The sequence below is a fragment of the Ruegeria sp. CG4 genome, from assembly GCF_056537185.1.
Window position 1 is genome coordinate 253234 of the sequence record NZ_JBQFRB010000006.1, and the last position, 22452, is coordinate 275685.

At 53.8% G+C, this 22452-nt stretch carries 19 protein-coding genes; 6 read left to right on the top strand and 13 right to left on the bottom strand.

From position 1 onward, the window contains the following. Positions 1–45 precede the first annotated feature (45 nt). Positions 46–291, bottom strand: a complete 246-nt coding sequence (locus ACR0J2_RS16600) for a hypothetical protein (RefSeq protein WP_480813280.1) — start codon at positions 289–291, stop codon at positions 46–48. Beyond that, the gene (locus tag ACR0J2_RS16605; RefSeq protein ID WP_480813281.1) at positions 291–1679 is read right to left on the bottom strand and encodes an arylsulfotransferase family protein; all 1389 of its coding nucleotides are present in this window, start codon (positions 1677–1679) and stop codon (positions 291–293) included. The genes ACR0J2_RS16600 and ACR0J2_RS16605 overlap by 1 nt, the downstream gene beginning before the upstream one ends. Before the next feature lie 544 nt (positions 1680–2223). Here ACR0J2_RS16605 and ACR0J2_RS16610 point away from each other — a divergent pair. The 3 genes from ACR0J2_RS16610 to ACR0J2_RS16620 all read left to right on the top strand — a co-directional run bounded on the left by ACR0J2_RS16610 (position 2224) and on the right by ACR0J2_RS16620 (position 5752). Beyond that, positions 2224–3546 carry a mechanosensitive ion channel family protein gene (locus tag ACR0J2_RS16610; protein ID WP_480813282.1) on the top strand — a complete coding sequence of 441 codons (1323 nt, stop codon included), beginning with the start codon at positions 2224–2226 and terminating at the stop codon, positions 3544–3546. Next, positions 3438–5165: a mechanosensitive ion channel family protein gene (locus tag ACR0J2_RS16615; protein WP_480813283.1), complete on the top strand. Its 1728-nt coding sequence runs from the start codon at positions 3438–3440 to the stop codon at positions 5163–5165. Before ACR0J2_RS16610 ends, ACR0J2_RS16615 begins: the two co-directional genes overlap by 109 nt. 86 nt (positions 5166–5251) lie before the next feature. Continuing rightward, on the top strand, positions 5252–5752 hold the full coding sequence (locus ACR0J2_RS16620) for a hypothetical protein (protein WP_480813284.1): 501 nt from the start codon (positions 5252–5254) through the stop codon (positions 5750–5752). Positions 5753–5764: 12 nt separating this feature from the next. Here ACR0J2_RS16620 and ACR0J2_RS16625 read toward each other — a convergent pair whose 3' ends face one another. The 11 genes from ACR0J2_RS16625 to ugpB all read right to left on the bottom strand — a co-directional run bounded on the left by ACR0J2_RS16625 (position 5765) and on the right by ugpB (position 20405). Continuing rightward, positions 5765–8509 (bottom strand): AsmA family protein, encoded by a 2745-nt coding sequence (locus ACR0J2_RS16625; RefSeq protein ID WP_480813285.1) that lies wholly within the window; start codon positions 8507–8509, stop codon positions 5765–5767. A gap of 112 nt (positions 8510–8621) precedes the next feature. Then, entirely contained in the window at positions 8622–10247 is a 1626-nt protein-coding gene (locus ACR0J2_RS16630; protein WP_480813286.1) for a L,D-transpeptidase family protein, read from the bottom strand. Positions 10248–10417: 170 nt separating this feature from the next. Then, a complete protein-coding gene (locus tag ACR0J2_RS16635) occupies positions 10418–10981 on the bottom strand; it encodes a molecular chaperone TorD family protein (RefSeq protein WP_480813287.1) in 564 nt (187 codons plus the stop codon). Beyond that, complete coding sequence (torA, locus tag ACR0J2_RS16640; RefSeq protein WP_480813288.1) at positions 10978–13443, bottom strand: trimethylamine-N-oxide reductase TorA; 2466 nt, start codon at positions 13441–13443, stop codon at positions 10978–10980. The genes ACR0J2_RS16635 and torA overlap by 4 nt, the downstream gene beginning before the upstream one ends. Positions 13444–13453: 10 nt before the next feature. Then, on the bottom strand, positions 13454–14641 hold the full coding sequence (gene torC / locus ACR0J2_RS16645; protein ID WP_480441195.1) for a pentaheme c-type cytochrome TorC: 1188 nt from the start codon (positions 14639–14641) through the stop codon (positions 13454–13456). A gap of 31 nt (positions 14642–14672) precedes the next feature. Next, the gene (locus tag ACR0J2_RS16650; protein ID WP_170617186.1) at positions 14673–14846 is read right to left on the bottom strand and encodes a periplasmic nitrate reductase, NapE protein; all 174 of its coding nucleotides are present in this window, start codon (positions 14844–14846) and stop codon (positions 14673–14675) included. A gap of 416 nt (positions 14847–15262) precedes the next feature. Next, entirely contained in the window at positions 15263–16237 is a 975-nt protein-coding gene (locus tag ACR0J2_RS16655; protein ID WP_480813289.1) for a glycerophosphodiester phosphodiesterase family protein, read from the bottom strand. Further along, complete coding sequence (locus tag ACR0J2_RS16660) at positions 16237–17292, bottom strand: sn-glycerol-3-phosphate import ATP-binding protein UgpC (protein WP_480813290.1); 1056 nt, start codon at positions 17290–17292, stop codon at positions 16237–16239. Before ACR0J2_RS16660 ends, ACR0J2_RS16655 begins: the two co-directional genes overlap by 1 nt. A 3-nt stretch (positions 17293–17295) precedes the next feature. Then, positions 17296–18132, bottom strand: coding sequence for a sn-glycerol-3-phosphate ABC transporter permease UgpE (gene ugpE / locus ACR0J2_RS16665; protein WP_480813301.1), 837 nt, complete (start codon positions 18130–18132; stop codon positions 17296–17298). 20 nt (positions 18133–18152) lie between these two features. Continuing rightward, positions 18153–19034 carry a sn-glycerol-3-phosphate ABC transporter permease UgpA gene (ugpA, locus tag ACR0J2_RS16670; protein ID WP_170617192.1) on the bottom strand — a complete coding sequence of 294 codons (882 nt, stop codon included), beginning with the start codon at positions 19032–19034 and terminating at the stop codon, positions 18153–18155. Between the two features lie 60 nt (positions 19035–19094). Then, entirely contained in the window at positions 19095–20405 is a 1311-nt protein-coding gene (gene ugpB / locus ACR0J2_RS16675) for a sn-glycerol-3-phosphate ABC transporter substrate-binding protein UgpB (protein ID WP_480491949.1), read from the bottom strand. A gap of 172 nt (positions 20406–20577) precedes the next feature. On the opposite strand from ugpB, the gene ACR0J2_RS16680 reads away from it, so the two are divergent. From ACR0J2_RS16680 to ACR0J2_RS16690, 3 genes are all read left to right on the top strand, one after another. Further along, the gene (locus ACR0J2_RS16680) at positions 20578–21492 is read left to right on the top strand and encodes a LysR substrate-binding domain-containing protein (protein ID WP_170617196.1); all 915 of its coding nucleotides are present in this window, start codon (positions 20578–20580) and stop codon (positions 21490–21492) included. Between the two features lie 388 nt (positions 21493–21880). Next, a complete protein-coding gene (locus tag ACR0J2_RS16685; RefSeq protein WP_480813291.1) occupies positions 21881–22057 on the top strand; it encodes a hypothetical protein in 177 nt (58 codons plus the stop codon). Positions 22058–22142: 85 nt separating this feature from the next. Next, positions 22143–22313 carry a hypothetical protein gene (locus ACR0J2_RS16690; protein WP_480491952.1) on the top strand — a complete coding sequence of 57 codons (171 nt, stop codon included), beginning with the start codon at positions 22143–22145 and terminating at the stop codon, positions 22311–22313. Positions 22314–22452: the final 139 nt, after the last annotated feature.

Below are 22452 nucleotides of genomic sequence, written 5' to 3' on the forward strand. Positions count from 1 at the left end.
GAATGAACCCTGCAACCGCCAAAAGAGAAACGGCTAACGCTGACGTCATGGTGCGGAATCGGCCCTTTTCTTCCGCCCCCCGACCCACCGCTTGAGCGGGAACCAGACCAGACCGACTATCAGAAAAATCACACCCAGAATGACAGCAACCGTAACGGCTATCGCGCCCAACCCTGCTCCGGGGCCGATATAGGCTTGTGCCGGGCTCGGCAGCAGTAACAAGACGGTGCAGATAACCAACATAGGCTGGGCGATGCGGCCTACGAGCGTGTGTTTGCTAAGCCGGTTCATTATGTGCATTCCTTCCAATCGACTTCAAAATAGTCCGGTGGATAGAGTTTCGAATTGGTGATCTCACCAACAAATTCGTCATCATATTCATTTACATATTCCCAGATCACCTTGCCTGTTCTGTCCACTTCCAGAACCCGCCCGGCGTCAAACTCGGTGATCAACATGCCGCCGTTTTCCAGAATTTCATGCTGCCCGCGCACGACCGACAACATCTCCTGCCCCGGTTTGCTTCCGAATACGACTTCCGTTTCGCGGCTTACCGGATCAATCGCCATGATATTGGTCTCGCGGGGCGCATCCAGCCGGGTTTTCTCGGTTGGCGTGTAGGACGTTAGGTAAGCGTTGTTGTTGAAGATCGAAATTTTCCCGTCCGAGCGGAACTCGGGATCGTGCTGCCGGACCCAGGGACCCGTCTGGTGCCACTTTACTTTCCGGGTGGTCGCATCAACCACCATCACAAGATTGAGCCCCCGCATAGAGATCACCCAATCTCCTGCGCTGAACGATGGAAACTTGTCCGCCAATTTCAAAGGCAGCTCGTCAATTTTGTTGGCATGAACCAACTCATTACGCGCCACATGCGATGGCTTAATCTCCCGTCCGTTGGCAGTCAGCAACGCGGACAGCCCGCTGTCGATAATGATGCCTGGTATCGAAATGCGCTCAAGGACCTGACCCTGTTGATCGAGTCTCAGGATGGTGTCTTCCAGTATCGTCTCGTTTGTTGCGGGGGTCGAAAAGGGTGGAAAGCGATCAACGACTTCAGATGCCATCCATTCGTCCCGGCCAAGCGTCAGGTATCCTCCGTTTTCCGATGTAACTATCGAGTGGTGGGTTTTTTCGTTGAGCGTCCAGAGAACCCCGGAACATCGGTCCAGCTTGACAGCCCCGCAATACTCATAACTGAAGACAAGCTCGCCTTTCTCGGTCAGCAATGCGCCATGAACGTCCGTCATCAAAGGGTTGTTGAGATGACCGCAAGGGCGTGTGTCGGCATCGGGAAAATGCTCAGTGTAATTCAACGACCACTTGCGGATGACGCTGCCGTCACGGTTCACAAGCCTGGCCTGGTTCTCACCGTCAAAGAAACCCATCAGCAGAATGGTGTCCTGACGGCCCGGCTGACGATTGATTACAACACCGCTGCCTTGTTTGCGCGTTGGCTGAAGATGTTTATGGTATGCCCGCGCCTCTCGTGTCAGGGATTTGTCCACGAACAGGACTGTGTAAACTGAGCGGAGCTGTGGAACAGGCGGCCAGCTCTTTCTTTGCGCGACTATCCCGAAAAGCACCGAAGAAAAAACAACGGTGATGAACAGACAAGCCCAGAACATCCGTTCGGGCAGCTTTTCGAACTTAGGTTTCTTATTGCCCACTTTACTCATTATCAACAAACTCAATACTCAAACATGGCACCGGACACGCGGCTCAGCCTCATAGCCCAACGTTCTGTTAGCCAGTTGAACTCGCTTCCATTGAGGCCCGGAGAAACTTCTGACGTTCAAACCTTTAGTTAGCCCCCTGGAAGTTCGAGGCAGAGGTCGAAGACCGTATCTTACCAACAACCCAGCCTTCTTCGAACGTTTTGTTTCTCCCCTCAAAACACGTGCATTTCACTTAGCTTCACAGCCTCACGGTGACTATGCTTGACCAGCTTTGAACGCACTGAAAACGCCCCGTTCATCTTCAGTTAATTTTACTGTTTGAAAGCAAACGGATACGCCTTTCTAGGAAGCTCATCCAAAACTAGCACTACTGAAGTCACATGGTGCTATCTTGTGGAGCTTTCCAGAGTTGCATCGTTTTGGTTCGACAGGGCCCTCGTGCAACAAGTTCATCACACCAAAATATTCGATTTCGAACATGAGTGTAGATTTCTTGCGTCTCTGTGTGCTCTTTTTAACCGTTAAAGAGGGAGGGGACAGATAAATGAGACGACCACTCGGAGCCGGGCTTATTTGGCTATTCCTTTGGTTCGCAGCGATTTCAACTACGTTTCCTGCCAGCGCGCAAGAAACGACGGCCGAGCCGGAAACCGTTGAAGTTGAAGATAGTAATCTTCTGGATGAGGTCGTCGATCAGTCAATATCGGCGGATGACTTGGAAGTCCTGCTTGTCCCCTTGACCGCTGAGGAGCTTAGCGAGGTCGCAAACACTTGGCAGGGATATGTGCGCTCTCAGCTCGAAGACATTGCTCGGATTAATCTGAAACTCCGGTCAGCAAGCGAAGCTCAGGAGGATGGCTTGAGATCGCAGTTGTCATCCTTGAATGACACCGGATCCGAAATTTTGGACAACTATCGCGTGGTGCTCGAGGCATGGACATTGAAAGGTGCGAAGGCCGAAGATCTGACACCGCACACCGACTATATTCTCGCTCTGAAAGCCGGCGCCCTAAAAACAACTGATCTTCAAACACTTTTCCAGAACGCCTGGGCCTGGCTGATTTCCTGGGACGGGGGCATCGGTCTGCTGACGGCTGGTCTGGGCGTCTTGCTGGCCGTCTGGGCCATGATGTTCATCGCCCGAATGGTGCGACGCGTCACCGAACGCGGGCTAAACAAAATTCCGACGATTTCGAGGATGCTGAAACGGTTCGTGGCCACAACCGTTTACTGGGCTGTTTTTGTCCTTGGCATACTGGTCGTTTTGGCGCTGTTTGGCGTGAACGTTACACCCCTGTTTGCCATACTGGGCGGTTTGTCCTTCATCCTGGGCTTTGCATTGCAAGAAACGTTGGGCAACCTGGCAAGCGGCCTGATGATCATGGTCCTCAAACCGTTCGACACTGGCGACTATATACAGGTCGGCGGTTCATCGGGCTTTGTGGACGAGATGTCCGTGGTTTCAACGAAAATCAGAACATTCGACAACCAGATTATCGTGGTTCCGAACAGCAAGATTTGGGGCGACGTGATAACCAACGTAAGCGCGTCGGAAGAACGTCGGGTCGATCTGGTTTTCGGCATCGCGTATTCGGACAACGCGGCCCGGGCAATTGAGGTTCTCAAAGATCTGGTGGCGCAGCACAAGCTATGTCTGAAGACGCCAGAACCCGAGGTTTTCGTAGGAGAGCTGGGAGACAGTTCGGTCAATATCTTCTGTCGCCCATGGTCCAAGTCCGAAGACTATTGGACAGTCTATTGGGACCTCACTGGGCAAGCGAAAGAGAAGTTCGACCAAGAGGGCATTTCGATCCCCTTCCCACAACGGGATGTTCATCTGATACCCGTAGAGGGAGCAAAGTCATGAGAGCTGTATCGCTTTGGGTTGCGTCCTTTCTACTTGTGTGCGGTGTCGCATTTGCCCAGTCAGAAGAAGCACTTACCCCACAGGAAGAAAGAGAAGATCCTGAATTCGTAGCTCCGGTCGTTGTCGACGGTGAGGAGTTGTTCGTGGTTCGAGGCTCAAGCGCTTTGCCTGCCACAGAACGAGCCAGAAAAATCGAAGAACGGATAGCCCAGGTCGCCGATGCTTCCAACAAATCAACTGTCCAATTGCTGATTTCGGACGCTGAATTCGGGAAGCTGATCCGCGCCGACGGGCAGATGGTTACGATAACCACCCAAGCCGATGCCGAGCATGAACAGATGGCGATTGAAGTCCTGGCCGGGCTGCAAGCAGAGGCGATCGAGGCTGCGATCCTGCAATATCGGGATGCCAGGTCCAATGAGGGCAGAGTCGACAGCGCGATGGCTGCATTTGCTTGGACGGTGATCTTTGCCCTTGCGTCTTATGGGTTTTTTGCAAAGCGGCGAAAGCTGTTGAGATATATCAGAAATAACCTGGAGAAGAGAGCAGAAGGCGTCGAGGAAGCCACCAAGTCGATCTTGAGAAGCAGGGCAATTGCCTCGATCATCGTTTACTCGATCCACATATTGATGTGGGTCCTGTTTCTGTTCTTCTTTTACTACTACCTTTCATTGGTGCTGCTGTCTTTCGCGGAAACACAGGACATCGCCCAGATCCTTTTGAAATACATCAGCGAGCCGCTCATCAGTGTCGTGTTGGCTATCGTGGGGTACATCCCAAACCTGATCATGCTTGTGATCATTGCCGCTGTGACGCGGATGGCAATTCGCGGCATCGACCTGTTTTTTGAAAACCTTGAGAGCGGCGTGTTCGAGCTCAAGGACTTTGAAGATCACTGGATTGCACCCACGAACATGTTGGTCAGGGCATTGATCATCGTGATCGCACTTGTGTTTGCGTACCCCTATATTCCGGGATCTGACTCCCGTGCCTTTCAGGGTCTGACAATTCTGGCCGGCATCATGGTTTCGCTTGGCTCGAACACCGTGGTTTCAAACATGATGGCTGGTCTGTTCGTTATCTACAGGCGCAGTACAAACGTAGGTGATCGCATTAAGGTCGGCGACAAGGTCGGGGACGTCACCGAGATAAAGCTGATGGAAACTCTCATCAAATCTATCAAAAACGAAATGATAAGTATTCCAAACGCGCAGCTTCTCAATTCCGAAGTCATAAATTACTCGCGAAAAGTGGATGGTCGCGGGATATTGGTGCATACGACGGTGGGAATTGGATACGAAGAGCCACCAAAGAAGATCAAGGCGATGCTTGTGGAAGCAGCCCATCGCACGCAAGGACTGAAAAAGAACCCTGAACCATTTGTGCTTTGGACCCAGTTGGCCGACTACTCAATCAACTATGAAATCAATGCGTACACGTCTCGTGGATCGAGCCTGCCCAAGATACTGTCCGATCTTCATGAGAACATTGTCGACGTGTTCAATGAAAACGGAACGCAGATAATGACGCCGTCCTACATTGCGGATCCGCCAGAACCGAAAGTCCCGACAGAGGAATGGGATGGAAAACTCGCGAATGCAGCCGAACATACCAAGTGACTTTGCCTCCTCTGGGAACAGTTGGATCGGGGCCGCGCAACAGGTAGAATTACAGATGTAGTCTTCAGAGCGTTTTGAGGTTTCAGATGATAAAATGGGCACTGTCCGCAGCTTTCGTGCTTAGTGGAAGCTATGCTTTTGCTGCCGGTATGGAACAATGGGGTGAGTCCGGAGACTGGAAAATCCTGATTGATCCTGAGAAAGGCAACGGGTGTCTCGCCTGGAAACCCTTTGAAAACGATATGACGGTCGAAATAGGGGCCGCCCCCAAGCAGGGTGGCGGCTTTTTCGCAGCCTACAATCCGGCCTGGGATCAGATCGAGGATGGGGCGACGGGGATTGTGAAGTTCGATTTCGGTGACGCGAAGTTCGAAGGCGAAGCGGTCGGTGTTTTCAAGAATGGCGTCCCCGGAGGTTACGCCTATTTCGATAACCCTGCATTTGTAGGTGAATTCGGAAAGCGCCAAAGCGTCACGATCATTGGAGAAAGTGGAACCGAGGTAGAGCTCGATTTGAGTGGGTCCGCAAAAGCCATCGAGGCCGTTCTGGCGTGTCAGGCCGAACAGCCGCAACCGCTAAACGAATAAGACCACGCCAAGCTATTCCAATTGGGAAATATCCGGAACGCAAGGTTGCCTGTCCGCCGGCATTTCGTCTGCACCATCAGGTGCTTCACTTCTTGATCCACCCACATCCAGTTTGAATTTTGGCGACGAAAGCTGACCGGTCACGTCGAACGGCCATGCGCTTCGGGACAAAGGTTTGCCAACCCGGCGCGGCTCCGCCCTGATCGCGATTGTATCGTTCAACCAGTCTACCTGCCCCCTGGCCACCAATTGGACCGAGCCCGTCTCAACCACTATGGAGTTCGAGCTTACCTGCCCGGCTTCAATGCGTACCGGTGCCACCACGCAGGTGATGTCGGTGTACCCTTGACGAAACTCCTCGGAGAACAGCCACGGGAAAATACCAAGCCCTGCCAGTTCCAGCAGGCTGGTGCTGACATAGCCTTGCGACATCGACAAAGAGGCGTCGCCGCGCATGGAATTGATGAAGGCTTTGCCGGACGCCGTACTGCCCGAAACATTGAACTCCCCGCTCAAACGCCCATAGGCATCGATTCCGATACCCAGTTCATCAAGGATCTCACCGAATTCCCATCCTGACGTGGAACCGGACAGGGAAAGCCAATCAGGTGAGTCAATCAGGTCCATCACCGCCCGCAGGCTGAAGTTTCCACCACCATAGGCCATCTGGAGCGGGCCAAAATCGACCGTCCCTTCCTTTGCGGACAACTGGCTTGAAACAGATGTTACCCCTTTTTGGCCTACAATCTCTTTGAATTCGATCTGCACCTCAAGATCAGCCTCTTGCAGCACCCGCTGCACATCCAGAAGATCGGCAGGCTTGCCTTTCTCCTTGGGCAAGACCAACGGCTGGACATCCGTTTCCTTCGGCAGAACCAGGGGCTGTACGTCGGTTTCAACTTCTTTCGCGGCCTCGCCCACCAGGCTCTTAAGTTGGTTCAGCGTCGCAGTCAGGTTCTTCAGGTCGCCAAGATCGAGCCTTTCGCTTGTAACGTTGCCACGAACAACAGAAGCGCCCTCGGGGAACTTTGCGCCCAATGCGGCCAGAAGGTGTGACGACCCGGCTTCAAACTCGATCGAGGCATCGAAATCGTCGCCCTGTTTCGAGGTTTCTGCATCAATGGCCAGCGCACCAACTGGGACAGGTTCCAGATTGAGCGCGGTCAGAAACTCAGCGCCGTCACCCACATCCAGTTCAACGTCGAAATCGAGACCTGCCAACCCTTTGATCTCGTTCACAGACAGCGCTAGATCGAGCGCCCAGAGATCGGTACCGTAGGTGGTTGCGTTGAACCTGTCGAGAGAAACCGGCCCACCCTTGTTGGACAGGCTGAAGTCGGCGTTTATACCACCAAACTGGTCGACGAAATCTTCATCCAGATTTGGCAGAATCAATCTGGCAGGTCCGTTTAGGGTTCCCTCAAATGTCACATCCTGAAGCTGAAGCAGGTCAAGGATTTCGCCTTCCGCCTTGAGAACCGGATCCTCGACTGGCCCGGCTTGCAAGGTAATGCCCAACATCGCAAGCCGACCATCTGGCATACGGCGTATGCGTTCGATGGAGGCTGGCCCGATAACGTCCAGTCCTTGGTCAAATGCGTTGGTTTGAAACAGAAGCTCTTCGAACTCGAATGACGCCAGTGATCCAACCATGTGCATTTCAAAGGCCGTGAACTTCAGTTCCCGGATACTCTTGGCTGCTTGCGGTGGCTGCCCTTCGGGATGAAGCCGCGCGTCAAAAAGCAGATCGACGCCTTGGGCTGCGTAGAGGTCTTCAATGGACCCTTCAGCCGAAAGCTGCTGTCCCTCCGCGAGGCTAATCGTGGTCTTGAAACTCTCGATTTTCAGAGTGTCCTGCGACACAAGCTCGGCTTCAAGCTTGCCATTCCCCTCTAGAACGCGTTCCAACCCGATGACTTCAAGAAAATCACCGAATTCACCAGTGTCCATCTGCAGGACAGCGCGATAGCCTCCGCCTTCGCTCTCCGACAATGGCTCGCCGTCGTAGTTGACCGTCATCCCCCCGAAATTGGCACGGGTCGTAAACGGCGCGCCGTGCGGATAGTCGCCCTCTATCTGGAAGCTTTGGTCATTGACGGCACCTGCCCCTGAGACCTTTGTTCTTTGTCCGTCATCCACCTGTTCGAGGCCGAGCGACTGAAGGTCAAACACAAACGAAAAGCCCGAGACTTGGTCATCAATGGTCAGCCCTATCGAACTGAAACTCACGTTCTTGTCGCTGAGAAATGCGAGGATTCCGCTGCCTTCCGCGTCACTCTCGGCGGGCTCCTCGACCTCGGCCAAAGCGTCCTGATTGTCCTCTGACTGAGCGCTTGCGGGTTTTGGCTTTGGTGGCGTTTGACCCTTTTGCCAGCTTGTCGTGCCGTCAGACGAAGTAAGAAAATTGGCCTGAAGGCCGTCCACCACGAGATTATCAAACTGAATTCGTCCGTTGGCCAAAGCCGCAACATCCAGTTCCAGCTCCAGACGACTTAGCTCGGCAAGTGATGTATCTGCCATTGTCAGGCTGGGGATAACCACGCCGCCGACATAGATGTGCGTAATACGTCCAAGCGCGACGCTCACATCGTCGTTGACCAAAAGTGGTCGCCCGATTTGTTCCGAAAGAACTTGTTCAACAAGGCCGCGCCGCATGTCTGAAAACAACGGCGCAGCCAGCAACAACCAGACAAAGGCGATTGCTGCGAAAACGAGAAACGCGACAATGCCGAATATTCTAAATAGCCAAGTCCTCATGCGTTCCCTTGTCGCCGCTCACATAGGCCAGTCCACCTCGAAAACGGAAATCTCCAACCATTCTGGCTGTTTGGCCCGAAAACAAGGTTTCCTTGTGCCGCGCTTTGCGCACTCAGCGGTCCAAAGCCGCAAGGATGCGCGCATCCCGTTCGTATGGGTCTTCGCGGAAGTGAACGACCCCATCCTCAACCCACGCAGTCCAATAAGTCAGGAGAACCGGCATCGGCTCGGGCAGGTTGATGCGGGTTGTCTTTCCGCTATCCAGAATGGATTGCATTTTTTGTCGGCTCCAGTCTGGCTCCCCTTCCATCAGAAGGCTTGCGAATTCGAACGGATACTCAAGGCGAACGCAGCCGGAACTGAGGTTCCTTTCGTTTCGGTCAAAAAGACTGGGGTCGTTGGTGTCATGCAAATACACCGCGTACTTGTTGGGAAACATGAACTTGACCAAACCCAGCGCATTGTCCGGGCCCGGTTGCTGAACCAGCGTGACGCCGGGGTTCTTTGCCCCCCAATTCACAAGATTGGCAGGAATTGTCCGCCCGTCTTTGTTCCGCACCACGTAATTGTTACGCGACAGATAGGTCGGATCCTGGCGGATGCGAGACAGCTTGTCTTTGCGAAAAATCGAAGCGGGAACGGTCCAGGTCGGGTTGAACTCCATGTATTCGATTTCATCCCGGAACACCGGGGTCTTTCTATAGGCTGACCCCGTAATCGACCTGGTGGTCCAAAGCGTGCCATCCGATTTGACCATATATGTGCGGGCGCCGGCAATGTTCACCAGCACGAACTCGTCGTCGATTTCCCGCATCAGCCAACGGCCTCGTTCCAGACTGAGACGCAGCTTGTTTACACGGTCTTCCACGGGTTTATTGAGTGACCCGAACGTCTTGCCGCCAATAACCCCGTCTGCTTCCAACCCGTGGCGACTTTGAAAGCTCTTGACCAACTCGACCAGGTTATTGTCGTAAACCCAAGCCGGGTTTTCACCATCTTGGTTGGTTTCCGACGAAGCGTCTGCTCCAGCATAACCCTCTGCCACAAGCCTTTCGCGCAGTTTTGCAACGGCCGGATCCACCACTTCCGGCTTCAGAACAGTGTCTTCGGGAACTTTGGTCCAGCCCCCTTGAGATGCGATGGCTCTGTATTTTCTCAGTGCGTCAACAAGCATCGCATATTGGGCGTTGTCGATGTCGATGCGTTCAATTAATGCGCTAAAGCCCTCCCCCTGAAGAAACTGGTTCAATACCGTGGCTGGATCTTGTTGAACTACCGGTTTTGAGAAGTTCCAGTCGTCGTCCAGTGCGTTTGGGTCAACTTTCCCAAACACCAGATGGTGCACAAGTTTAACGGCGGCATCGGTCGCCAGAATGTCGAAGAAAGCCTGATCCGAGGTATCCCCACCCTGTGAGGTTTTTAAGGCAGTTCGAAGTTCGTCTAGTTTGAAGTCATCGGGTCTGAACCCCTGATCAATGGCCCCATCCAACTCTTCAAAAAGTTCGTCAACCAGTTCATCGCGTGTCCATACCGGCGCAAAGCCCCGTTCTTCGTAGAAACGCGGCACCAGGACCTTCGCATTCAGGCTTTTGCTGTTGGGAAGTGCGCTACCAGCGTTGTCGCTTGACACCAGAAACGCTTCAATCTGTTTCGAGACTTGATTTGCAATACTCAGGTTGGGACATACCAACAGCATTGCAGTTAGCGTCGTTGCGAGCATCGACTTAAAATACTTCACCATCCCCTCCCGTGGCGTCCATCAATATTTACCCCTTGGGGAGAAGGATACTACAACATAATGTATATTCAAATTCCAATTCTTGATTTTTCAACTCTGCTGCCCTCACGGAAGTAACCCCTTGGACCAGGCCCTTGAGGTCTACGTAATCCGTCGAATTATTGGATGGACTAAGAAGCGCAGTCCTCAACCACCGCTTCGGTGAGGCTAACGAGCGACACGTAAAACGGTGCAGACAAATGATGCCCTTGGACCCTTGTCGCGAAGCCATTGTACCAAGGCAGTATGTCTTCAGCAGCAAATCGCGCGGCGTCTATTGCGCCGGGGCGCCCTTCCAAACACATCGCTAGATATTCGAGCATTATGGCCAGATGATCGGCCGGTTCAGAGAAGCCATTGGCCACTTCTGTTCCGGCTTGCTTTAGCAATGATTGCATTCTGCAATGTGGGGCAGACATGAGGCTCCCCGACCCTTGCCAAGCAGAGGCATATAGTGGGGCGGCTTCCCTGCCACCGGCCAGAAATACGCTTCCGTAACTGATTGCGAGTTCTTTTTGGATGGTCTGCGGGTCAGACCACTTTTTCATTTCCCGGATCAGTTGATCTGATTCAACGACATCACTCAAAAGCTCGTCAGCGACCCCGCCATGGCATGCATTGATGGTTGCCACGTCAAGTTCGCGCGCGAATCCCGTCGACAGAAAGCGCATCAGATCCGGAGAAACTTCCTTCATACGGTGATGGGTCCGCCAAAGGCTGTTACCGGTGGAACTTCTCCTTCAAACTTCTCCATCTCTACGATGCAGGTATTTGCAGATGTCGCTTGTGACAGTTTCGAGGCGCCCACATCCAAAGTGACCGTGTTTGGGTCGCCATACGTGTCGAGAGCGTTGGGTGTGGCATCGACCGGTCCATACCAGGCACCTTCATGAATGCGGATTACGCCTCTTGGATAGTCATCGCTCAGAACAGCGCCGGCCAACAATTGACCGCGATCATTGAAAACCCGCACGATATCGCCGTCTTCAATTCCTCGGTCGGCCGCGTCTTCGGGGTTTACATACACAGGCTCTCGATCCTTTACCGCATATGTTGCGCGGTACGGGTCGCTCTCGCACATTTGCGAATGAAGGCGCTGATCCGGATGACAGGATTGCAGCCATAGCGGAAACTTGTCAGACCCAGGACCACCATGAGACCGTTCGACTTTTTCCATCCACTTGGGGTGTTCTCCGCAATCGTCATAGCCATAGTTGCCGATCGTCCGGCTGGAGATTTCGATAAATCCTGAAGGCGTTCCGAGCGCATTTATTTCAGGGTCTTCGCGGAAATCGGCGTGCCTGACCCAAGGTTCGCCCCGTTCAAACCGAACCATGCCCTTTTCCCAGAACTCTTCGAAAGGTGGCATCTCATAGCTACCCTCGTTTGCGCTACGGGTCGTCTCATAAAGGCTCTCAACCCACTCCATTTCGTCCCAGCCGCGGGTGTATTCTTGCTCGCGACCGAAGCGTTGGCAGAACAGCGAAAAAATCTCAAAGTCGGTTTTGGAATGGAACAGCGGATCGACCAGCTTCTTCATGGCGATTACGCCGGAACGAGAATATGAGCCGTAGCTGTCTATGTCGTTCCGCTCAAATTGGGTGCAGGCAGGCAGGACCAAGTCGGCGTGTCTGCACGTAGCGGTCCACGCATAGTCAATCGCAACAATGGTCTCCAGCTTTTGGATAGCCACGCGCATTTTGTTGTGGTCCTGATGATGATGGAACGGATTGCATCCGGTGAAAATTGCCATTCGGATGTCCGGATACGTAACTGTGTGCCCGTTGTGTTCGACTGTTCCACCAGGGTTCATCAGGCAGTCGATCCATCTGGCGACAGGAATTGTACTGCTGGCACCCAGGAAATTGTCGTCGGACCGCACAGGATCAACGCCAATATCCAAATTCAGAGGAAAAGCCCCGGGCATGCTGGCGCCCGATGGCGCCACGCCAATACCGCTATAGTGATGAGAGTAGCTGATGCCGCCCCCGGGCAGTCCGATTTGGCCCAACATGGCCGCGATGATCGCACCCATCCAATACGGCTGTTCGCCATGCTGTTGCCGCTGCACGGACCAACCGAAGACGAGCTGCGTTCGGTCCGATGCAAGCAATCGGGCAAACTCTTTGATCGTATCAACCGGGACACCGCAAATCGGCGCTGCCCACTCGGGCGTCTTTTCGACACCATCTTCAGCCTCGCCCATGACGTAGGTCATGAAAGGCTCGAACCCGAGCGTGTAGACATTCAGAAACTCTTCGTCGTGCAAACCTTCGGTATAGAGCGTGTGCGCCAGTGCCAGCATGAAAGCCACATCTGTCATCGGGTTGATGTAGAGTTGCTCGGCCCCAATGTGCTTTTGGGTTTTGGTTCGCACCGGGTCCACACTGATGGCCCGGATGTTGCCTGCCACGATTTTGTCCCGCAGCTGGTCAAAATACTCAAATGGTTCGTGTGTTTCGCAGGTCCAGCCGACTTGCAGGTTTTTCAGCGGGTCATTCGCCCAGAAAACGATAGTCTTGGCGTTATCCAGGATCAGTGGCCAACTGGTTCCCTGCGAATAAACTTCGGTGGACCCAAGCACGTAAGGAAGGATGGTTTGGCCTGCGCCAGTTGAATAGTCGCCCGCCTTTTTCACATAGCCGCCGTACATCGAAACGGCACGGTTCATGTGATTGATGCAGGAATGGAACTGGCCGGTCTGCCGCCAGCCCGTCGCCCCAGCGTAAAGCCCGGAAGGTCCGTGCGTAGTTTGAACACGCTCCATTTCCTCGAAGAACAGGTCCAAAGCCTCATCCCAGGTCAGACGAACAAAGCGGTTGTCGCCCCTTGTGGTTCGGTCCGCGTCTTTTCGGTTATCCAGCCATTCTGCACGGGCCATCGGGTAGCGGACACGGGACGGTGAATAAATCAGGCCCTGGATGCCGTTCACCATATCGGTCGGGTGCGGATCGTCGGCAAGCGGGCGAACCTCGGTCACCTGACCACCTTTGACAAGGGCCTCGATCGCACCCCAGTGTGAGCCTGATGTTTTCCAGATACCGGCAGATGTCAGTTGCTCTGCACGAGCGGTCGCTGGTTGAAGCAGGCTGGGTCCCAATAGTGCGGACAACCCTGTTGCTCCTGTGCCTTTCAGAAAATCACGACGCGTTGACATGGTTTTCTCCTCAGTGAGAGCCGCCATAGTCAGCGGAATGTTTTTGCAGGTAGGTCAGCACCAAATTGGCCTGGGCTTCGTCCATGTTGGTAAACCCGACCATACCGTTAAACTGCGCAGGCCAGGAGTTGGTCCCGAAGTGATCCGGATCCGGCTGTGCGTGGCAAGTGGAGCAGTTGGCGGTGTAGCTTTCCTCAGCCACCGTCCAAAGTTCGTCAATCTCATCCACATACCCCTGTTTGTCCGACCAAAGCGTTACCGTGACAGGTGCCCAATCTAGCCCCGTCGCATCATCCGTCTGAGGTGCGGAAGCTTCGACCAGTTCGGCGTTCTGAGCCGTGTCCTTCGACAAAACGGCAACCCGAATATTGTGCCCAAATTCATCAAATATGACGCGCCCAAACCCTTTATCCTTGCGCCACGCCTTAAGTGCGACTTGAACACGGTCCCCACTTTCATCCAAAACTTCGACGGCAGCACCGAGTGTCAGGTTACCCACCGGCTCCGAACCCTCGGCGCTGTCATAAACAGGGATGTCACGAATGGCGAAATAGTCTTCGCCGACCGAGACGCTGCCTGAATTGGCTTTGTTTTCAAGCTTGGCCATGGCCGGGCTGCCCACGGCCACATTGTCAGGCAGGTGATGAGCTATGCCCTTGTGACACTCGATGCAGCCTGTATTCAGCGCGGCTGCCGGTTTCATATAGAACCGCGCTTCGGCCGACATCGCGTCCCAATCCATGCTGTCGTAATCATGACAGTTCCGACATTCGAGCGAGTTGTTTGCCTCCAGCCGGGCCCATTCGTGTCTTGCCAATTCCGCGCGGCGTGCCTCGAACTTTTCGCGGGTATTTATGGTGCCGAATACAGCCGCCCAGACTTCCTTCGACGCTTGCATTTTTCTGGCAACCTTGTTGGTCCACTCATGCGGTACATGACAATCCGGACATGTGGCACGGACCCCGGTTCGGTTTTCCCAATGGACCGTGGACTGAAGCTCTACATAGACATTGTCACGCATCTCGTGGCAGGAAACGCAGAACTTTTCCGTGTTGGTAAACTCCATCGCGGTATTGAAGCCGCCCCAGAAAATTATCCCGGTAATAAAGCCACCCAGACTGATCACGCCCAGACTGATCGTTGTGGCAGGTCGGGACACCGTATTCCAGAAGGATGACAATGTAGACTTCAGAGACATAAGAACGTGCTCCTCGGTTCATTTTCTGGGTTTAAAGAGATCCAGTTGGCGGGCCGTAAATGATTTGAAGGATCCATACGGTGAACCCGTAAGCCCCGACCCCAAGGACTGTAATTCCGGGCAGAAACACCAACGTAATAAACAAGAAGGACAGCCATTCACGCTTGGCTGCGTCTTTCGAGCTGCTGATGGATTGATCTGTCATATCTATCTCGCTCGCCTAAGATGAAAACGCTCACGGCAATGTTACTACCATAGATATACCTGCTTGAATCAAAGGGCGCGGCGGAATGTCGCATCCTGAAGCTGATCTAGAGCGCTGTATTTACGTCTTTTTCCGGCAAGGCTTTCTGCTTTGGGTCCAGCTTAATCATCTGAAAATGCAAAAAAGATGCCCCTTTTCCACCCAATGATGGGCAAGCCTACGGTATGATCTAGCGCTCCGTAGCACGAGACGCGATGAAGGGGGCTTCGAGGCCTTCACAAAAAAGTTGCACGGTCAAAGCTGAGGCTCGTTTCGTTTGCCCAGCCTATATGGGTTTCGCCCCTAAGGCGATTTAAACTGGTGATCTAACCAATCCATTCAGATCGTCTTTCTGAAAACTAAGAATTGCCAGATGTCTACGACGTCTGTGTCCGGTCAAGTTGTGCTTGCGTATCGACGTGCCATCCCATGCCCGCATCCAACAGATGCCTTTGAACCCGGCCTGGATAATCTGACACAATTGCATCCACGCGCAGATCGATCATTCTGCTTATTTCTTCAGGGTCATTGACCGTCCACACAGCAACACAAAGGCCCAGTTCTTTCGCAAGCGACACGTTTTCTGCGGTCACATCCGCAAAATAGGGGCACCAAAGCGCACCCCCGGCCTGCTTGACCAGTTTTGGAATTTCATCCCGTCGACCCCGAAAATCCGGGCAAACAGCTTTCGAGGAATCCTCACCGACATCGTCGGCATTTTCCGGGAGCTGAGTCAGGTAGGAAGACGGCAGATCAGGCGCCTGACGCTGACATTCTTCCAACAGGTTCCAATCGAAACTGTGCAAAACAGCCCGCGATGCCAAGCCTGTGGCACGAAGCTCCTGCAGCACACGTTTAACGAATTTCCGCCTGTAAGATGAATCGTGGGCCAAATCGGGGTCAGATTTTAATTCCAGCATAAGATTGGCATCACCGTATCTCGGTTCACCAACAAGTTTCAGCAAGTCCAACAGCGTGGGAACGCGAATGCCGTCCAGTTGGGCTTGATCAGGGAACCGACGACCATAAGCCGATTGCCCGTTCAACCGTCCGACGTCGAATTGCTGGATCTGCTCGACGGTCAGCGAAGAAACCTTTGGCTCTTCTCCTACCAAGAAACGGCCACTGGCGTCCCGAAAAGTCGGAGCGTGAAGCCGGTGGTTATGTGTGATGACGGGGACATCGTCAGCCGTAAGAACGACATCAAACTCAAGAAGCGGGACGCCAATGGAAAGTGTGAAGTCAAAACCGATCATGCTGTTTTCAGGCAAAACGCCCCGCGCACCCCGATGACCTACGACCCGGATCAAATCCTTGCCGCCGCGAAATGCTTCGACCTGAGGGAACACCATTAGTTTTCCAGTCTTTTGCCCGTTGCGTGGTCAAACAAATGCATATTCTCTGGTGCAACCGAGAACCGTATATTCGGATGACGACCCTCGATCGGGTGAACACCTGGAAGGCTGATCGTGATCGTGTCGCCAGAACCCGTAAGGTGGCCGTGCAACAGCGTATTTGCCCCAAGCGGTTCCGCCATCTGAATCGCAGCTTCCAGCGGACCGCTTTCATCCAGCAGCAGGTGCTCTGGCCTTATGCCCAGCTTTACGGCGGCATCTGGACCTGTAGACGGGCCAACCGCGATGTCGCCGATCCGGATTGTCCCGTTTTCGCGCCGCGCTTCAAAAACATTCATCGCCGGGCTGCCGATGAATTGCGCCGCGAACAGCGTCTTAGGGGTCTCGTAGACCTCCAGCGGCGTTCCTATTTGCTCGGCGATGCCTCCATTCATTACGATCATTCTGTCCGCCATTGTCATGGCTTCGACCTGGTCATGTGTAACGTAAAGTGAGGTAATACCGAGTTTTTCCTGAAGTTCGCGGATTTCAAGACGCATCTGAACTCGAAGCTTGGCGTCAAGGTTCGAGAGCGGCTCATCAAACAGGAAAACCGCCGGCTCGCGGACGATGGCCCGCCCCATCGCCACCCTCTGACGCTGTCCGCCTGACAACTGTCTGGGCTTACGGTCCAGCAAGGGTTCCAACTGCAGCAGCTTTGCGGCGTCAGTCACTTTTTGATCGATCTGATCTTTGGGCAACCCGGCAATTTTCAGGCCATAACCCATGTTCTGACGCACCGACATATGCGGATAGAGCGCATAGTTCTGGAACACCATGGCAATGTCCCGGTCCATAGGCTCTTTTTCGTTGGCCCGTTCATCACCGATCCGGATTTCTCCTGACGTGACAGTTTCCAGCCCCGCCACCATCCGCAACAGTGTGGATTTACCACAGCCAGAGGGGCCGACGATCACAATGAACTCACCATCGGCGATATCGACATCAATACCGTGGATCACATCCGTCGGGCCAAAGCTCTTTTTGACATTCTCTAGGGATACTGTTGCCATTTCTTACTTCTCGCTATCGACAAGGCCGCGGACAAAGAGCTTTTGCATCGACACCACCACGATGACCGGCGGGATCATCGCCAGAATGGACGTCGCCATGATGACCGGCCATTCGGCCACATCATCGCCGGACGGGAACATCTGCTTGATGCCCATCACGATGGTATTCATCTCTGGATCAGTCGTGATCAGTAGCGGCCACAGGTATTGGTTCCAGCCATAGATAAACAGGATCACGAACAGCGCCGCGATGTTGGTGCGGCTCATGGGCACCACGATATCGATGAAGAACCGCATCGGTCGGGCCCCATCTACGCGGGCGGCTTCGGCCAGTTCATCCGGGATTGTCAGAAAGAACTGGCGGAACAGGAAGGTTGCGGTGGCCGAGGCGATCAAGGGGAAGATCAGCCCATAGTAGCTGTTGAGCATTCCGAACCCTGCGACGACCTCAAAAGTCGGCACGATACGAACCTCGACCGGAAGCATAAGCGTCAGGAAGATCAGCCAAAAGAAAGTCGTCCGTCCGGGAAAGCGGAAATATACAATCGCAAATGCAGAGAGCAGTGAAATCACGATTTTGCCCACTGCGATCCCAATGGCCATCACGAGGCTGTTGAACAGCATCGTCGCAACCGGGACATTCACGCCGGAAAACAGCGCGGCCTTGTAGTTCTCCCAGAACTGATCACCCGGCACCAACGGCATGGGCGGTGACACGATCTCAGGCTGGGTGACAGTAGAGGCGACAAATGCCAGCCAGATCGGGAAGAAAATGATCAAGACGCCAAGGATCATCAGGCCATGAGTCAACCAGATCCCCATGCCGCGTTTTTCGACCATTCCGTGTTGTTGGGCTGCCATCAGTAGTGCACCCTTTTTTCCACGTATTTGAACTGGATGACGGTCAGCAGGCCAACGACGATCAGCAGAATGACAGATTGTGCCGAAGACGAACCAAGATCCTGTCCGACGAACCCATCCGAAAAGACTTTGTAAACCAGAATAGTCGTCGACTGCTGTGGCCCGCCGCCAGTGATTGTGTGAATGACGCCGAATGTTTCAAAGAAGGCATAGACGACATTCACCACCAGCAGGAAGAACGCCGTCGGCGAAAGCAACGGCAGAACAATTGTGAAAAACCGGCGCCAGAAGCGTGCGCCGTCAATTGCGGCAGCCTCGATCACCGACCTTGGGACCGACTGCAACGCTGCGAAAAAGAACAGGAAGTTATAGCTGATGCGCCCCCAGGCAGAGGCGACGACCACAAGCCCCATGGCCTCGGTGCCATTCAGAACGTGGTTCCAGTCATAACCAAGCTGGCCGAGGTACCACGACACGACCCCAACGCGCGTGTTGAACATGAACAGCCACAGCACACCTGCCACCGCAGGCGCAACGGCGTAGGGCCAGATCAGCAGCGTCCGATAAACACCCGACCCCTTGATCAGGCGGTCTGCGATAACCGCCAGAAACAAGGCCGGGATCATCGAACACAGCGTGACGAGCGTCGAAAACACGGCTGTTGTCACGAAAGAGGCGCGGTAGAACTTGTCGCTCAGCAGGAACTCAAAATTGCCGAGCCCCACGAACTGGGACGACAGCCCAAACGGATCAGGTATGAACAGAGATTGCCAAACAGCCTGACCGGCAGGGTAAAAAAAGAATACTGCGGAAATGATGACCTGAGGGGCGATCAGCGCCAATGGCAACAGCCAGCCGCGAAAGGTGACGCGTTTTTCCATCCTGATGGTCCACCGAAGAAAGAGAATGCGGGCTCTGTAGAGCCCGCATCGGATTGTGGTTTATTGATTGGCGGATTCGAACCGGCGCAGCAGCGCGTCACCGCGTTCTTTTGCGCTGTCCATCGCTTCCTGAGCGGTCTTTTCACCGGACCAGACAGCCTCAAGCTCTTCGTCGATGATCCCGCGAATCTGGTCGAACGACCCCAGACGCAGACCTTTCGAATTTGCGGTCGGCTCCTTCGCAGTCATCTGGATCACCGCGATGTCGGTTCCCGGGTTTTCGTCATAGAAACCCGCAGCGCGGGTGGCTTCGCCAGCTTCAGCCGTGATCGGAAGATAGCCGGTGTCCTGGTGCCAGGCGGCCTGCACGTCGGACGACGACAAGAAGCTCAGGAATTCGCCGACGCCCTTGTATTCTTCAGGGTCATGACCTTCCATCACCCAAAGCGATGCGCCACCGATAATGGTGTTCTGCGGCTCGCTCGTGACAGCTTCCCAATAGGGCAGCGGGCGCACATCGAAATCGAACTCAGCCTCGGAACTGATGCCAGCGTAACCGGCCGAGCTTTCCGTAAACAACGCGCATTCGCCAGCCCGGAAGTTTGCCCCACCTTCGTTCCTGCGCCCGGTGTAGATGAACTTGCCATCCTTGGCCCAGTCGCCCATTGCCGTCAGGTGCGCGACCTGCGCCGGGCCGTTCAGCATCAGCTCGGTATCCAGACCGGCAAAACCGTTGTCCTTCGAGGCGAACGGAACGTCGTGATAGGCTGACAGGTTCTCAAGATGGATCCAGCTTTGCCATGCAGTCACCAGCGGGCAGTCTTCACCACCAGCCTTGAGCTGCTCGAGAACGTCGCCAACTTTTTCCCAGGTGGACAGATCCGTATCCGGGTCGACACCGGCCGCTTCCATGGCGTCGCGATTGACCCACAGAACCGGCGTGGAAGAGTTGAACGGCAACGACAGCATGTCACCGTCAGTTGTCGTGTAGTATCCTTTGACCGCGCCAATATATGCGTCGGGATCGAAGGAAGCGCCGCTTTCAGCCATAACTTCATAGACCGGTTTGATTGCACCTTCGGCCGACATCATCGTTGCCGTGCCCACTTCGAACACCATCAGGATATGCGGCTGTTCGCCGGCACGGAATGCGGCGATCCCCGCATTCAAGGTTTCCGAGTAGTTGCCCTTGTGGCTTTCGACCACGACAAACTCATCCTGGCTGGCGTTGAACTCCTCGACCTGCGCTTTCACAAGTTCACCCAGTCGACCGGTGAAGGCATGCCAGAACTGAACTTCGGTTTGCGACATTGCCGCCACCGGGGACAAGGCAGTTGTTAAGGCAAGAGCGCCTAGCAGATTCTTATTCATGATTCCTCCCATGCATCAGGTTCGATGCTTCGTTGAATACCGACCGCTACGCGTAAACGGCACACATGACGATTTCACGACGTTAGCGTTACAGAAATATAATTCAAGCTTTATCTGCTGGATAAAAAAATAACACAATGTTATGCACAAAGGCAGCAGACTAGGATCGGAAATGAGTCAAATTCTGAGAGTCCGGCAAATGGAAGCCCTCATGGCAGTGACCACCAATGGCTCTGTCACAGCGGCCGCAAACGATTTAGGGGTAAGCCAGCCTGCTGTCAGCAGATTGCTGTCGGATCTTGAAAAGTCACTTGGGTTCCAACTTTTTGATCGCCGGGAAGGCAGATTGGTGCCAACACAGGAGGTTCGTTACCTCTTGCCCAGCGTCGAACGTGTTCTCGAGCTTATGAGGCAAATCTCGGATGTCAGTCAGGACATCACAAAACGCAAAGCAGGGCACATCCGAGTCGCTTGCCTGCCCGGATTTGCCACCAGCCACCTACCCGATGTCGTCTCCAGATTTCTGGAAAATCGGCCTGGTGTCACCCTGACGATCGAACCAGACAGACCAGAACGCATTCTCGAATGGATGATCGGCGAGCAGTATGATTTCGGAATCACAGACAGCTTTAATGGTCACCCGGCGGTCGAAAGCACAAATATCGACGTCCGGACAGTTTGCGTATTCCCGACCGGACATGACCTGGAAAACCTCTCCGAAGTTACGCCTGCGGACCTTGAAGATAGCAAAATCATCCACACGCGACGCGACAGCGACTTTTTCGGTCGGCTTTCGAAAGCGTTTCAAAATGCCAATGTCGAATTGAGTTCCCATATTGAAGTCAGGCAGTTCACGGCGGCCTGCGAGTTGGCCGTCAAAGGCGTTGGCGTATCTGTCGTGAGTGAACTTGACGCCGTCCAATACACATCTCGGGGCTTAAGCTATCGGCCATTCAAACCACTGTTGCCGCACACCCTTTCGCTGGTGCGCCCGATTTTAAAGCAACCGTCACTGGTGACTTTGGAATTCATCGAACAGTTTAGGGAAAGCCTAGACCCGTATAAGGCAGAGAAGGTCAGTCGATGAGTAGAGAGGTATGAAAACGAAGTTGGACTGACAGCAAACTCTGCGCTCACCAATTGCCTAAGGTCCGCACTCTATCCCCATGACCTGATCCTGAACCCCGCGGCTTCCTCCTTACGAAGTTTGTCAACGCAGGCCGCCATCGGCGCCCAACGGCAAACTTGTACCTCTGCAGGCAGCGAAAAACCTTCAGAAAAATGCCATTTTCTGCATTTGCGAAAAAGCCAAAGCGCAATTATAGAAGCATACCGTCAATTTGTATTAAGCCGTCTTAGCGCCGCCTCAAGGCCAGCGCGAACTTAACATGCCTGAAGCTGTGTTGCCCTCGTCTGACTTACTTTCACCGAACCGAGGTTTGAATGCCGGCGCCTCAAGACTGCGCCCCGTCGTATTGGCCGCAGCAACCACGGTTCTAGGTGTCATACCGCTGCTGCCGGACGTGTTTTGGGTGGGTCTTGCTGTCACGATCATGGGCGGATTGACGGTGGGCACGATGCTCACAATGATCCTCGTCCCGGTTTTGTTCGCCACGCTGAATGGTATCCGACAATCACCACAGGCCGTTTAACATGGCCTTTCGAACCACAGTCGGATCAGTTTCTTCCGAGCGAGATAGATGTTTGCGCGATTGATTTAGCGTTTGGGGGGATAAGGTGGACAATACAATATTGTATTTCTTGGTTGGAATATTCGTAGTTGGCCTGCTTTCGATGGGATATTTTGCCAAGGGCAGCGGAGCACTTTGGGTCATCGCAATACTGGTCGGCGTATTGCTGGCAATGGTCGCATTCTTTGGAGGCTACTTTGGTGAAGTACCAAAGTGAACCTTGAAGGCCTGAGTTTTGCCGAAACCATCATGCTTACTGTCGTTTGGATACTGAAGGCGTCTATTTTCAATCGGTTGGTGCAATCTTGGTTTGAATGACGAACCGCGTCAGTGGATCAGGTTCTTCATTTTCCAAT

Bases quoted from the DNA above. Each gene is read 5' to 3' on its own strand.
- ACR0J2_RS16680 (WP_170617196.1), top strand. From the start codon at position 20,578: ATGAGTCAAATTCTGAGAGTCCGGCAAATGGAAGCCCTCATGGCAGTG.
- ACR0J2_RS16635 (WP_480813287.1), bottom strand. From the start codon at position 10,981: ATGAAGGAAGTTTCTCCGGATCTGATGCGCTTTCTGTCGACGGGATTC.
- ACR0J2_RS16650 (WP_170617186.1), bottom strand. From the start codon at position 14,846: ATGACAGATCAATCCATCAGCAGCTCGAAAGACGCAGCCAAGCGTGAA.
- ACR0J2_RS16625 (WP_480813285.1), bottom strand. From the start codon at position 8,509: ATGAGGACTTGGCTATTTAGAATATTCGGCATTGTCGCGTTTCTCGTT.
- torA (WP_480813288.1), bottom strand. From the start codon at position 13,443: ATGTCAACGCGTCGTGATTTTCTGAAAGGCACAGGAGCAACAGGGTTG.
- ACR0J2_RS16655 (WP_480813289.1), bottom strand. From the start codon at position 16,237: ATGGTGTTCCCTCAGGTCGAAGCATTTCGCGGCGGCAAGGATTTGATC.
- ACR0J2_RS16605 (WP_480813281.1), bottom strand. From the start codon at position 1,679: ATGAGTAAAGTGGGCAATAAGAAACCTAAGTTCGAAAAGCTGCCCGAA.
- ugpB (WP_480491949.1), bottom strand. From the start codon at position 20,405: ATGAATAAGAATCTGCTAGGCGCTCTTGCCTTAACAACTGCCTTGTCC.
- ugpE (WP_480813301.1), bottom strand. From the start codon at position 18,132: ATGGTCGAAAAACGCGGCATGGGGATCTGGTTGACTCATGGCCTGATG.
- ACR0J2_RS16660 (WP_480813290.1), bottom strand. From the start codon at position 17,292: ATGGCAACAGTATCCCTAGAGAATGTCAAAAAGAGCTTTGGCCCGACG.
- ugpA (WP_170617192.1), bottom strand. From the start codon at position 19,034: ATGGAAAAACGCGTCACCTTTCGCGGCTGGCTGTTGCCATTGGCGCTG.
- torC (WP_480441195.1), bottom strand. From the start codon at position 14,641: ATGTCTCTGAAGTCTACATTGTCATCCTTCTGGAATACGGTGTCCCGA.
- ACR0J2_RS16600 (WP_480813280.1), bottom strand. From the start codon at position 291: ATGAACCGGCTTAGCAAACACACGCTCGTAGGCCGCATCGCCCAGCCT.
- ACR0J2_RS16610 (WP_480813282.1), top strand. From the start codon at position 2,224: ATGAGACGACCACTCGGAGCCGGGCTTATTTGGCTATTCCTTTGGTTC.
- ACR0J2_RS16620 (WP_480813284.1), top strand. From the start codon at position 5,252: ATGATAAAATGGGCACTGTCCGCAGCTTTCGTGCTTAGTGGAAGCTAT.